At 29.8% G+C, this 13,807-nt stretch carries 10 protein-coding genes and 1 riboswitch; of the genes, 9 read left to right on the plus strand and 1 reads right to left on the minus strand.

Annotated features, from left to right (window positions below):
- Positions 1–271 precede the first annotated feature (271 nt).
- Together hydA and AB2369_RS05875 are read left to right on the plus strand one after the other, a co-directional pair.
- The gene (hydA, locus tag AB2369_RS05870) at positions 272–1,657 is read left to right on the plus strand and encodes a dihydropyrimidinase (RefSeq protein ID WP_367665545.1); all 1,386 of its coding nucleotides are present in this window, start codon (positions 272–274) and stop codon (positions 1,655–1,657) included.
- 431 nt (positions 1,658–2,088) lie between these two features.
- Complete coding sequence (locus tag AB2369_RS05875; RefSeq protein ID WP_367665546.1) at positions 2,089–2,700, plus strand: acetate uptake transporter; 612 nt, start codon at positions 2,089–2,091, stop codon at positions 2,698–2,700.
- A 71-nt stretch (positions 2,701–2,771) separates the two neighbouring features.
- Here AB2369_RS05875 and AB2369_RS05880 read toward each other — a convergent pair whose 3' ends face one another.
- A complete protein-coding gene (locus AB2369_RS05880; RefSeq protein ID WP_367665547.1) occupies positions 2,772–4,022 on the minus strand; it encodes an NAD(P)-dependent oxidoreductase in 1,251 nt (416 codons plus the stop codon).
- 394 nt (positions 4,023–4,416) lie between these two features.
- Positions 4,417–4,527: riboswitch (SAM riboswitch) on the plus strand.
- A 142-nt stretch (positions 4,528–4,669) separates the two neighbouring features.
- Here AB2369_RS05880 and metF point away from each other — a divergent pair.
- From metF to AB2369_RS05915, 7 genes are all read left to right on the plus strand, one after another.
- On the plus strand, positions 4,670–5,557 hold the full coding sequence (metF, locus tag AB2369_RS05885) for a methylenetetrahydrofolate reductase [NAD(P)H] (RefSeq protein ID WP_367665548.1): 888 nt from the start codon (positions 4,670–4,672) through the stop codon (positions 5,555–5,557).
- A 221-nt stretch (positions 5,558–5,778) separates the two neighbouring features.
- The gene (locus AB2369_RS05890) at positions 5,779–6,246 is read left to right on the plus strand and encodes an S-ribosylhomocysteine lyase (protein ID WP_367665549.1); all 468 of its coding nucleotides are present in this window, start codon (positions 5,779–5,781) and stop codon (positions 6,244–6,246) included.
- Complete coding sequence (locus AB2369_RS05895) at positions 6,239–6,922, plus strand: methionine synthase (RefSeq protein ID WP_367665550.1); 684 nt, start codon at positions 6,239–6,241, stop codon at positions 6,920–6,922. The genes AB2369_RS05890 and AB2369_RS05895 overlap by 8 nt, the downstream gene beginning before the upstream one ends.
- A complete protein-coding gene (locus tag AB2369_RS05900) occupies positions 6,912–9,284 on the plus strand; it encodes a homocysteine S-methyltransferase family protein (protein ID WP_367665551.1) in 2,373 nt (790 codons plus the stop codon). The genes AB2369_RS05895 and AB2369_RS05900 overlap by 11 nt, the downstream gene beginning before the upstream one ends.
- Positions 9,285–9,706: 422 nt before the next feature.
- Positions 9,707–11,221: a glutamate/gamma-aminobutyrate family transporter YjeM gene (gene yjeM / locus AB2369_RS05905; RefSeq protein WP_367665552.1), complete on the plus strand. Its 1,515-nt coding sequence runs from the start codon at positions 9,707–9,709 to the stop codon at positions 11,219–11,221.
- Between the two features lie 101 nt (positions 11,222–11,322).
- Positions 11,323–12,366 carry a PotD/PotF family extracellular solute-binding protein gene (locus AB2369_RS05910; protein ID WP_367665553.1) on the plus strand — a complete coding sequence of 348 codons (1,044 nt, stop codon included), beginning with the start codon at positions 11,323–11,325 and terminating at the stop codon, positions 12,364–12,366.
- 442 nt (positions 12,367–12,808) lie between these two features.
- The coding region (locus tag AB2369_RS05915) for a GTP pyrophosphokinase family protein (protein WP_367665554.1) at positions 12,809–13,807 on the plus strand (999 nt) is incomplete at its 3' end.

Genomic DNA, 13,807 nt, shown 5'->3' on the forward strand with positions numbered 1-13,807 from the left:
AACTAAACTTTAAGCTAATGAAATTTACAGTTGATTCAAATAATGGGTTTGGAAATAATATATCTATAGAACTTAAATTTAAATAGATTAAAGGCTATATGGAAAGTTTATAATATTCCTAGAATATTAATTTTTTAGTTTTAGCTTTATAATACATACATAAATTTAGTTGTTTATGGACTTTTCGAGGATAAATATAATAAGAGTACAGATTAAATACAATCTAGAACTAATAGTTTAGAGGGGAAATTAAAATAAGGGGGAGAGACATATGAAGACTTTAATAAAAAACGGTACTATAGCTACAGCTTCTGATGTTTTTGTAGGAGATATTTATATTGAAGATGGAATTATAAAAGAGATAGGTGTTAACCTTAAAGTAGAAGCAGATGAAGTAATTGATGCAAGTGGAAAATTTGTAATACCAGGTGGTGTAGATGTTCATACTCACTTTGATTTGGATGTTGGAATAGCAAGGGCATCAGATGATTTTTATACAGGTACTAGGGCAGCAGCCTGTGGAGGAACTACATCAGTAGTAGATCATATAGGTTTTGGTCCTGTGGGGTGTAGCCTTAATCACCAAATAGATGAATACCATAAGTTATCAAAGGATAAGGCAGTAATAGACTATAGTTTCCATGGAGTTATACAACATGTCAATGATGAAGTATTAAATGATATGGAGGAATTACTTAAAGAAGGAATATCTAGCTATAAATTTTATTTAACTTATGGATTTAAGGTAAGTGATGAGGAAGCTTTTAAGGTACTTCTTAAATCAAAGGAGATAGGATCTATAGTAACAGTTCATCCTGAAAATAATGATACTATAAATTATTTAAGGGAAGACTTTGTTAAAAAGGGATTAAAATCCCCTATATATCATAGTAAAAGTAGACCAGTAGAATGTGAAGGAGAGGCTATAAATAGAATGTTAAATTTAGCATCATTAGCCTCAGATTCTCCTTTATATATAGTGCATCTATCTTGTAAGCTTGGACTAGATTATATAAATATGGCTAGAGGAAGAGGGCAAGAAAATGTCTATGCGGAAACATGTCCTCAGTATTTATTATTAGATGAGGAAAGATATAATCTTCCAGATAATGAGGGATTAAAATATATAATGAGCCCTCCACTAAGAGAGGCATATAATAAGGATGCATTATGGGATGGTATTAGAGATGGATCTATACAGGTTGTTGCAACTGACCATTGTCCTTTTAATTTTAATAAAGAAAAACAAATGGGAAAAGATGATTTTACTAAATGTCCAAATGGAGCACCAGGGGTTGAGACAAGAGTTCCACTGTTGTTCTCAGAAGGGGTAATGAAAAATAGAATATCTATAAATAAATTTGTAGAGGTAATAAGCACAAATCCAGCAAAAATCTTTGGATTATATCCAAAGAAGGGAAGTATAATGGTTGGATCAGATGCAGATATTGTAATAATAGATAAAGAGAAAAAGGTAACTATAACTAAGGATATTCTTCATGAAAATGTAGATTATACACCATATGAGGGATTTGAACTTCAAGGATATCCAGTACTTACTATGGTTCGTGGTAAGGTGGTAATGAAAGACAATGAATTCTTTGGAGAAAAGGGTTATGGAGAGTTTATAAAAAGAAAACCATATTGCAGAAATTAATTATTGATAGATTTAAGGCTTTGCTACTAAAATTTAGTGGCAAGGTCTTTTTATATATTTACGAATGAGATCTAAGTTTCAAAACTACTATTTTATTATGAGAATTTCATATGAAATTTTAGTTTATACATTGCTCTAAGGCTTCATATATAGTTAATAAAATTTATGAATAAATTATTTTTACATTTAAAGGTGTATATAGTTTTTCATTTGAAAGGTTGTTAGTCATTACCTAAAATCTAAGTTTTTCAAGGGCTTAGATGGCTAGATAAGTTAAGTTTTAAATTAAAAATCTTATGGTGTTTTTTATAAAAACAATTGAATAAATGTTTAATAAAATTTAATATTGACAATAATACCTTTGTATAATATCCTATCTTAGTGACATTAATCGCAAAAAAACTTATAAGATGTCAAATTAAGGAGGAAAAATGAAGGAAGTACAAAACGTAAAAATAGTAACAGCAGATCCTTCGGCTTTAGGATTATTTGGACTAGCTATAGTAACATTAGTTGCATCTTCTCAAAAATTAGGTATAACTGATGGAGTGTCTTTAGTTTTACCTTGGGCAATATTTTTAGGAGCTTTTGCTCAATTATTTGCATGTATAAATGACTTTAAACATAATAATACTTTTGGTGCAACTGCTTTTGGAGCTTATGCATTCTTTTGGTTTGCTATGGGACTTACTTGGATAATTCAAAATGGAGTATTAGGAGAGAAACTTGCAGTAACTGCAGATACAAGACAGTTAGGTTTCGCTTTCCTTGGATATTTAATATTCACTGTGTTTATGACTATAGGTGCTATGGAAACTCATAAGGTATTATTTTTAATATTCTTTTTCATAGATTTTTTATTCTTAGGACTAAGTATGAATTCATTAGGAATAATGAGTGAATTAGGTCATCACATAGCTGCTTATTCAGAACTTATAATATCATTATTATCCTTTTATGGATGTGGTGCGGCAGTACTTAACACTCATTTTGGAAGAGTATTCTTACCAGTAGGAAAGCCTTTTGGTATATTTAAAAAATAAATATTAATATAATTATAAATACCCAATAGAATATTAATTCATTCTATTGGGTATTTATTTAAAGCAAATAATTATTTTTTTCTTTGCATATATTCATCCATAGCTTCAGCTACTTTTTTAGAGTATTTAACAGCTTCAACTACAGTTCTTGCTCCAGTTACCACATCACCGCTAGCAAAAACCCCTTCTTTTGTTGTGTTACCAACATCATCTGTAATTAAAAGTCCCCACTTATTTATTTCAAGACCAGTGGTATTAGAAACGATATTAGCTCTAGGTCCTTGACTTACGGAGATTATTACACTATCTGCCTTAAAAATACCTTCACTACCATCTATAGTTGAAATCACAACTTTTCCATTTTCATCTAGGTATTTATTGACTTCTAAGTATTTAACCCCTTCATCAGTAATCTCTATAGGGGATTTTAAGAGTTCAAATTTAACTCCTTCTTCCTTAGCCATGTTAAGTTCATGCTTTGTAGCAGGAATGTCTTCAAAATCTTTTCTGTATAATATGTACACTTCCTTTGAACCTTGTCTTAAAGCTGTTCTAGCAGCATCCATAGCTACATCACCAGCACCTATGACACAAACCCTATTTCCTAAGTCATATACCTTAGGGTTTTTTAGGTAATCTATAGCGTAATGAACATGTCCAAGACTTTCACCCTTTAGGTTTAATTTATTAGGCTTCCATACTCCAGTACCTATAAATATAGATTCATACCCATCATTTTTAAGATCATCTAAAGTAATAACAGGACCTATTAAGGTATTTGGTCTTATTTTAACTCCAAGTTGAAGTAAAAAAGTTTTAATTTTATCTAAAATATCCTTTGGAAGTCTAAATTCTGGAATACCATATCTTAGAACCCCTCCAATTTCATCATGAGCATCAAATAAAGTTATATCATAACCCTTAAGAGCTAATTTAAAAGCAATGGTTATACCAGCAGGACCAGAGCCTATAATTGCTACTTTTTTATTAAGCTTTTCTTTTTGAGTAAAGGTCTTTATTCCAAGGAATTCATTTGATATAATATATTCCATTTCATGGAATGGTATAGGATCACCTTTAATTCCTCTTATACAATTGCCAAAGCATTGTTTCTCATGGGGACAAATTAATGCACACACTACGGAAAGAGGATTATTATTAAATAAAATTTCACCTGCTTCCTCAAGTTTACCCTCTTTAAATAATTGAATAATTTCTGGAATTGGGGTGTTTACAGGACAGTTACTACTGCATTTTGCATTCTTACATTTATAACACATATCAGCTTCTTTTAATAGCTTATTCAAAATATGCACCTCCATTATACTACAATTATAAATAAAACCCTATAAATAGCATACACTTATTATTTAAATAGAATATACTTTTGGTAATTAATAAGGATATTTATATTATAACTTTCCTAGGATAAAGTGACAATAAAATAATACTTAAAAATATTTACTTTTAGAAAAATATTAATTTTTTTAAATATATTTAAGTATAAAAAATTATATAATCTTTAACTTAATATTTACTTATACATAGGCTTAAGTCTTGAAAATTATAGGTTTTAACTAAGGCATAAAATAAATTTTGTGTTAAAAAATCTATATATTTTATTAAAGTTTATAGTGAAAAATAAAAAAATATATAAATTTACCCTTGAAAAATAATAATAAAGTTGTATAATTATTCTTAAAATAAAAACTGAATAACTTATCAAGAGAGGTGGAGGGACTGGCCCGATGAAGCCCGGCAACCAATATATATTTTTATGAATATATGTAAGGTGCTAAATCCTGCAGCATTGCTGAAAGATAAGGGAAGCTTAAGGTGTAGATAAAGAGCCTAAAGGATTATCCTTTAGGCTCTTATTTTTTTATCTTTCTCCCAAAATTAATTATAGAAATTAACCAGCAGAAGTTGCAGAACTAAAAGATAAGTAACATTTTAGGGGGAATTTAATATGAATATAAGTAAAAAGTTTAAGGAAAAGGAAGTAGTTTTCTCTTTTGAGGTTTTTCCTCCAAGGGATATAACTCCTATAGAAAGTATATATGGGGCTTTAGATAAACTTACTGACCTTAATCCAGATTTTTTAAGTGTAACCTATGGAGCTGGAGGAAGTCTTAAAAATAATAAAACTAGCATATTATCATCATATATAAAGAATTCTTGCAGGAAAGAGTCATTAGCTCATTTAACTTGTATAGGATCTAGAAAAGAAGAAATAGATTTTATTCTAGAAGAATTAAAGGAAAATAATATAGAAAACATATTAGCTTTAAGAGGAGATATTAGGAATGATGAGAATACCAAGGGTGATTTTAAATATGGATATGAACTTATAAATTATATAAAATCAAAAGGGAATTTTAATGTGGTAGCTTCCTGTTATCCAGAAGGGCATGCAGAGAATAAAGATATACAAAAAGAATTAGAAAATACTAAGGGAAAGTTAGAGGCAGGGGCAGATTCCTTCATTTCTCAACTATTCTTTGATAATGAAATATTCTTAAGATATTTAGATAAGTGCTATAACAGGGGAATAAACGTTCCAATACAAGCAGGAATTATGCCAGTAATAAATAAGAATCAGATTAATAGAATAGCAAGTCTTTGCAAGGTTAATATTCCTAAAAAGTTTATAAAGATTATGGATAAATATGAACATGATAAAGAAGCATTAAAAGCAGCAGGCATAGCTTATGCTACAGAGCAAATAGTAGATTTAGTTTCTAGTGGAGTTCAAGGAATTCATCTTTATACTATGAATAATGTTTATGTGGCAACTAAGATAAGTGAAAATTTAAACACTATATTAAATTCTATAAATAGCAAGGTTGCTATATAATTTACTATTTATACCCATTGATTTAAAATCCAAAATAGTTGAATTTTTTATTTATGTTATTTGTAACTAAACTTTAAGTACATGCTTTTCAACCTATTGGAAAATTGAGTTTGGAGATTTTATATCTATGGATGTTCAATAATTTTACATTTTTAATAATACAACAGGTTAATTTAATTAAATATTTATTTTTAGATATATTATGCAAGGAGGAATAAAAAATGCAAAAGGTAGAAAGTTTTCAGTTAGATCACACAAAAGTAAAGGCACCTTATGTTAGAAAGTGTTGTGTACTTCAAGGAGAAAAAGGGGATAAGGTTAGTAAATTTGATTTAAGATTTACCCAGCCAAATAAAGAGTCAATACCAACAGGAGCTCTCCATGGACTTGAGCATTTATTAGCAGGATATTTAAGAGAGAGTTTAGGAGAGACGGTAATAGACCTATCACCTATGGGATGTAGAACAGGATTTTATTTAATACTTTGGGGAGAGGGTGATCCAGCTAAAGTTAAGAGTGCATTAGAGAGTTCTTTAGAATCTGTATTAAATGCCACTGAAATTCCGGCAGCTAATGAACTTCAATGTGGAAATTATAGAGATTTATCTTTATTCGGAGCTAAGGAATATACAAAACTTGTGTTAAGTCAGGGCTTTTCACTAAATATATATGGTGAGGATAATGAATAATTTTAGTTTTAATATAGATAAACAAGAGGTTTTGAGATATTTAGGATATAGAGGACAGGAATTGTCTGAGGAATTAAATGAAATTATAGATGAAGAGATTAAAGATATTGAGAAAATAGCTAGGATAAAAGGAGTATATAATAAATATTCCATTACATTAAGTCATGGCAATGTTATTTTAGAGGAAGTGGACTTAACTCTTCAGGGAAAGAGTATATATTCTCATTTAAGGGAATGTAGTAAAGCATATTTAATGGCAGTGACATTAGGTGCTGACGTGGATAAAAAGATAGCTTATTATGAAAGATTTAATTTAACAAGGGCATTAATTTTGGATGCTTGTGCCACAACTTTAGTGGAGGAGTATTGTGACTATTTAGAGGATATTATTAAAAATGAAGAAGAAAAGTTAGGTAATACCATAACCTGGAGATATAGTCCAGGTTATGGAGATTTAACTATAGATATTCAAGGAAAGTTTTTAAGGGTATTAAATGGAGAGAGAACCATTGGGCTTACTGCATCTAGACATAACTTATTAATTCCGAGAAAATCTGTAACTGCCATTATAGGGATTTCTAAGGGGGAGATAGATAAAGGTAAAAGAGGATGTGAAACTTGTATACGAAAGAAAGACTGTAATTTCAGGAAGGTGGGGGTAACCTGTGGAGGTTAAAGAGTATATAAAAAATAATATATTAATTTTTGATGGAGCTATGGGAACTATGCTTCAGAATAAGGGGCTAAAGCTTGGGGAGCTGCCAGAGGAGCTCAATATAGTATCTCCTGATAAAGTAATAGATGTTCATAAAAGTTATATAGAGTCAGGAGCGAAGGTTATAACAACTAACACCTTTGGAGCAAATAAGTTAAAACTTAAGGATTCTAGGTATTCTGATGAAGAAATAATATCATGGGCTATTAAAAATGCAAAGGAAGCTAGAGGGAACAGTGACGTGTATATAGCCCTAGATATAGGACCATTAGGACAACTTTTAAAGCCTATGGGGACTTTAAGTTTTAATGAAGCTTATGATCTATTTAAGAGACAAGTAGAAATAGGAGTAAAGTATGGAGTGGATATTATCCTTATAGAAACTATGACAGATCTATTAGAAGCTAAGGCAGCTGTTCTTGCAGTGAAAGAAAATTCGGATATTCCAGTATTTATAACTATGACTTTTGAAAAGGATGGAAGAACCTTTTCAGGAACTAATATTTTATCCATGGTGATGACCTTAGAAGGATTAGGAGTAGATGCTTTAGGGATAAATTGTTCCTTAGGACCTTACGAGATGTTACCTCTTGTAGACGAACTTACAGAATATTCTTCTACTCCACTAATCATACAGCCTAATGCGGGGCTTCCTATATTTAGAGAGGGAAAGACTATATATGACATAAGTAAAGAAGAGTTTGGGATATTTATGGAGGCTTTAGTTCTTAAAGGGGTTAATATAGTAGGAGGATGTTGTGGCACCACAGATGAATTTATAAGAGAAGTTACTAAGATTATAGAGAATAGAAAACCTAAGGAATTAATAAAAAAGAGTATTATAGGAGTATGTAGTTCATCAAAAGCTGTACTTATTAATGGGGTTAATATTGTAGGAGAGAGAATAAATCCTACAGGTAAGAAGCTATTTAAGGAAGCTTTAAAAAATCAAGATATGGATTATATATTAAAAGAAGCTATAGAACAAATAGAAAGAGGGGCTAATATACTAGATGTAAATGTAGGGCTTCCAGATATTGATGAGAAGGCTATGATGAAAAGCGTAATAGAAGAAATACAAGCCATTATAAATGTACCTCTTCAAATAGATTCTAGTGATGGAGAAGTTATAGAAGAAGCTCTTAGAATATATAATGGAAAAGCCATTGTAAACTCTGTTAATGGAGAGGAAAGTAAGCTTTTAGAAATACTTCCTATAATAAAGAAATATGGTGCTATGGTAGTTGGACTTACTTTAGATAAAAGGGGAATACCAGAAAAGGCTTATGATAGATATAAAATAGCAGAAAAAATAGTAAGAATAGCAGAAGAGTATGGAATAGAAAAGAATAACATAATAATAGATTGTTTAACACTGACAGCTTCTACTAATCAAAAAGAGGTTATGGAAACTTTAAAGGCCATGGAAATGGTTAAAAATAATTTAGGAGTTAAAACAACCTTAGGAGTCTCTAACATATCTTTTGGACTACCAAATAGAGAGCTTATAAATAAGACTTTTCTTTCTATGGCCTTAACTAAAGGATTAGATCTTCCAATAATAAATCCTAAAGATGAGGAAATGTTAAATATAATAAATGCTTTTAAGCTATTAAATAATGAAGATAAGGGTGGGGAAAAATTTATTAATAAATATTCTAATATAGAATACCATAAAGAAGATAAGAATAAAGAAGATGGAGAGATACATATAAAAGAGATAATAAAAAGGGGCTTTAAAGATAAATCCTATGAGGCGGCAAAGAAACTTTTAAAAATTAAAGATGAGATTTCTATTGTAAATGAAGAATTAATTCCAGCACTAGATGAAGTTGGGGAGGACTTTCAAAGGGGAAAGATATTCCTCCCACAGTTAATACAATGTAGTGAAACGGTAAAAGGAGCCTTTGAAGCTATAAAAGAAAGTTTAGTAAAAAATAATAAGGATTCTATAAGTAAGGGAAAGATTCTTTTAGCTACAGTAGAAGGAGATATTCATGATATAGGAAAAAATATAGTAAAGGTAATATTAGAAAATTACGGATTTGAAATAGTAGATTTAGGAAAAAATGTGCCTGTTGAAGAGATTGTGGACAGAGTTAAGAAAGAAAATATAAAATTAGTTGGGCTTAGCGCTTTAATGACAACTACAGTAAAAAGTATGGAAAAGACTATTAAAAGGTTAAGAGAGGAAAATCTTAATTCTTTGGTTATGGTTGGGGGAGCAGTTCTAAATCCTGATTATGCAAAACTTATTGAAGCAGATTTTTATGCTAAGGATGCAAAAGAAGCAGTAAATATTGCTAGCAGAGTTTTTACTTAGTTAAAAAATCTTAAATAGAGAAAAGTTTAAAAAGTAGACCTTATTACCAAAAGTTTGGCGATAAGGTCTATTTTTATGATTATTATAGTTAAGTTGTTTTAAAGTTTACCTAGTGAAATTCAATAAACTTAATCTTTATGAGATCTTACTAAAATATTACTGTATAATATAAAGCTTTTATTAAGAAGATATATTTAGAATATAATTCTTCATAAAAATTATAAAAACAAGGAAAAAGTCATAATTAATAAAGAAAAAATTTTGATGTTACATCATATAGAGAAACCACATCATCCATTAATCTAAACTTCAATCTAACATGATTTATAGCCTATTAAGTATTAAAATACCATGTTGCACATCTATATGAAAAATAGTTTTTATAATTTTAATATTTCAAATTTTAGTTAGGGGGAATAAAAATGTCTAATAATGAGAAAAGCTATGGGAAGTTAAAACTAGTACCATTAATTCTTATGATTTTTACATCAGTATTTGGATTTGCTAATATGCCAAGGTCTTTTTATCTTATGGGGTATGGAGCTATACCGTGGTTTATATTATCTGCTTTAACATTTTTCATACCCTATGCATTTATGATGGCAGAGTATGGAGCAGCGTTTAAGAATGAAAAAGGTGGAATATATTCATGGATGGATAAGTCTGTGGGCCCTAAATATGCTTTTATCGGAACCTTTATGTGGTATGCATCCTATATAATATGGATGGTTAACATATCATCAGCTATTTGGATTCCGTTATCCAACACTATATTTGGTGAGGATAATACATCAACTTGGACTATATTTGGGTTAAATTCAACTCAAACCTTGGGAATACTTGGAGTTATTTGGATAATAGTTGTTACATTTACTGCATCTAAAGGTCTGGAGAAAATTACAAAGGTTACATCCATAGGTGGAGCTGCAGTAGCACTATTAAATGTATTATTACTTTTAGGTTCAATAATAGTTTTTATAGCTAATAAAGGAGTTTTAGCTCAACCTATACAAGGGACTCTAGACTTAATAAAATCTCCACATCCATCTTATCAAACTTCTATTGCTATGTTATCATTTTTAGTTTTTGCAATATTCGCTTTTGGAGGAATAGAGGTTGTAGGAGGACTAGTTGATCAAACGGAAAATCCAGAGGTCACTTTTCCAAAGGGACTTACTATAGGAGCTATAGTAATATCCATAGGTTATGCCCTTGGAATATTCCTATGTGGTATATTTATTAATTGGGATAATGCATTATCAGGTAATAATGTTCATATGGGGAATGTGGCCTATGTAATTATGAAGAATCTAGGTTTTGAAATAGGAAGAGCACTTAACTTAAGCCAGGCTTCATCATTAATTTTAGGAGCATGGGTTGCTAGGTTTGTTGGACTCTCAATGTTCCTTGCTCTAACTGGAGCTTTTTTTACCTTAGCCTATGCCCCATTAAAACAATTAATAGAAGGAACCCCAAAGAAGTTATGGCCAAGTAAAATAGGAGAAATTAAAGAGGGGATGCCAATAAACGCTATGAAACTCCAAGGGGGAATAGTAATAGTCATTATTTTGGCAGTATCTTTTGGAGGAGAAGGAGCATCAGAATTCTTTTCTAAATTAGTACTTATGACTAATGTAGCTATGACGCTGCCTTATCTTTTTCTGGCAGGAGCTTTTGCATCCTTTAAGAAGAAAAAACATATAGTAAAGCCCTTTGAAGTTTATAAATCTTATAATAGCGGCTTAATTGCTTCAGTGATTGTTACTGCAGTGGTTGGTTTTGCTAATTTCTTCACCATAATAGAGCCAGCTATGAGAGGGGATTTAGCTTCCACTCTCTGGATGATTGGAGGACCAGTAGTATTTACTGTACTTTCTATACTTATATATGGTAGATATGAAAGAATTCTAAAACAAGATAAATTTACTAATAAATAATATTATTTAGTATTTTTTATTAGTAAAACTTGAAATTCTTACATAAATGTTATATTATTAATACCTAGTTAATATACATTATATAAGAAAGGAGCATAATAATGAAAAAGACCTTTAAATTACTAGGTATTATATGTGTTATTATAATTTTCACATTTGGTTTTATATCTTGTAACAAGCAACCAACCCTTCAGGTGCTTAACTGGGGAGAAAATATAGACGAGGATTTAATTAAAGAATTTGAGGATAAGTATAATATAAAAGTTACTTACTCTACTTATGATACCAATGAGGACATGTACTTATCAGTAAAGTCAGGAAAAACAAATTATGATATAGTTGTACCATCAGATTATATGGTTCAAAAGATGGTAAGAGAAGATTTATTAGAAGAAATAGATTTTAATAATATACCTAATTTTAAGGAGATAGATGAATCTTTTCTTGGAAGATCATTTGATCCAGAGAACAAGTATTCTGTTCCATATATGTCAGGAACTATAGGCATATTATACAATAAGGATATGGTTAAGGAACCTGTGGATAGTTGGGACATACTATGGGATGAAAAATATAAAAAGCAAATATTTATGTTAGATGCTCAAAGGGATGCCATAGGATTAACATTAAAAAGACTTGGATATTCCCTAAATACCACTAATGAAGAAGAACTTAATAGAGCTAAGGAAGAGCTTATTAAGCAAAAGCCACTGGTACTTGCCTATATACAAGATGAGGTTAAAGATAGGATGATAGCAGGAGATGGAGCACTAGCTGTTATATGGTCAGGAGAAGGGTTAAATCTTCAAGATGAGTATCCACATCTTCAATATGTGGTTCCAAAGGAAGGAGCTAATTTCTGGGTAGATTCTTTAGCTATTCCAAAGGGAGCTAAGAATAAAAAAGAAGCAGAACTGTTTATAAACTTTATGTGTGAGAAGGATTCAGCTTTAAGAAATGCATCTTTAGTAGGTTATACAACTCCTCATAAGGAAGCTCAAAAGGCTCAACCAGAACATATAAGAAATAATAAGAACGCATATTTACCAAAAGAAATACTAGATAAAAGTGAAAATTATGAGGACTTAGGTGATAAACTCAAACTATATGATGATGTTTGGACTGAAGTAAAAGTTAATCACTAATATAAGAATATTTTCAATGATTTTATCTTAAAAAAACTTAAATGGATTAATACTAAGAAGAATTAGTGTTAATCCATTTTTGTCTTTATCTGATGGCTAGGAGCTGTAACACCTCCATCCTCTTAAAAGATGGAGGATAACAGCTGCTACGCCCCTAGATTAACTCATCTAACCTTAAGATAGTGGAAAGAAGACTATCTTAAGGAAGATTCGTTCTATATAATTTTTAAGTAGATATAAATAAAGAGTTTAAAAGAATTTAGAAAAAATTAATAAAACATCTTTAGATATAGTTTAAAATAAAAATAATTTTATAACTTAATGTTAATTTATATATAAAAGGAAGAAAACATGTTTATAAATACATAAAAATTATATAAACTAAAGGTAGTGAAGAGAATAATATATAATCCTATAAATATATAAATTCAGGGGGAATATCATGGCATTAGAGATGTTTGATTTTATAGATGAGGTTCTAAATAACTTAGAAATTAATTTTGAGAATCTAGATGATGTTTCAAAAGAGTTATCAGAATTTTTTGAGGAGGAAGTTCTTGAACATAGTGAGGGGTATATTAATATTAATTCAAGAGTTAAAACACCTAATAGTTTAAAAGAAAAAATCTTAAGATATAGCTATTATAATGTATATAAAACTCCACTAGAATTTTTTGAAAACTTATCAGATCTTATAGGAATAAGAATTGAGTGTAGATTTATAGAGGATGAAACTTCAATATATAATATGTTAACTAGCTATTTTACTAATATAGATGAGGATGGATTTTACTATAATAAAAGCAATAAGAGTATAAGATTAGACCTAAATGAAAAACAACCTCAAAAACAAAAGAATGGATTTAAGATTTATAAAATTGACGGAAGATATGAGAAGGACAGTAAGGCTATTAATTTTGAACTTCAAATAAAATCACTTGTTAATATATTTTGGGGAGAAATAGAGCATAGAATAATATATAAAAACTATAATTATATGCTGGCAGATAATTTTTTAAAGGATATAATGGGATCTATTAAGAATAACCTAGCCATGATAGATCATCAGCTTCTTATAATATATAATCAATTTAATAAATCAAATACAACAAATCCAGTTATAAGGAAGTCTCAATCAGAAGCCCTTTTATCTAAGATTATATACGATATATTTTCCACAAGAATGAAAAGTAGTATAGGAGTAGCTATAGACTTTAAGAGACCCTGTGACACCATAATGAGTTATATTTTTAGAAGTGATAATATAGAGAGAATGGATGAGTATGGAGATACTTTAGTAAGAGCTTTCTCAAGATTAAATGATATAAGTAGAGAGAATATAGAGTTTAACTCAACTATAGACTTTGAGAGAGAACCTAAATTTAATGATGAATTTTCTAATATAGTGGGAGGGTTCTTCTTAGAATCCATAAACAAAGAG

It is taken from the genome of Clostridium sp. (assembly GCF_040797585.1).
GTDB lineage: Bacteria > Bacillota > Clostridia > Clostridiales > Clostridiaceae > Clostridium_Z.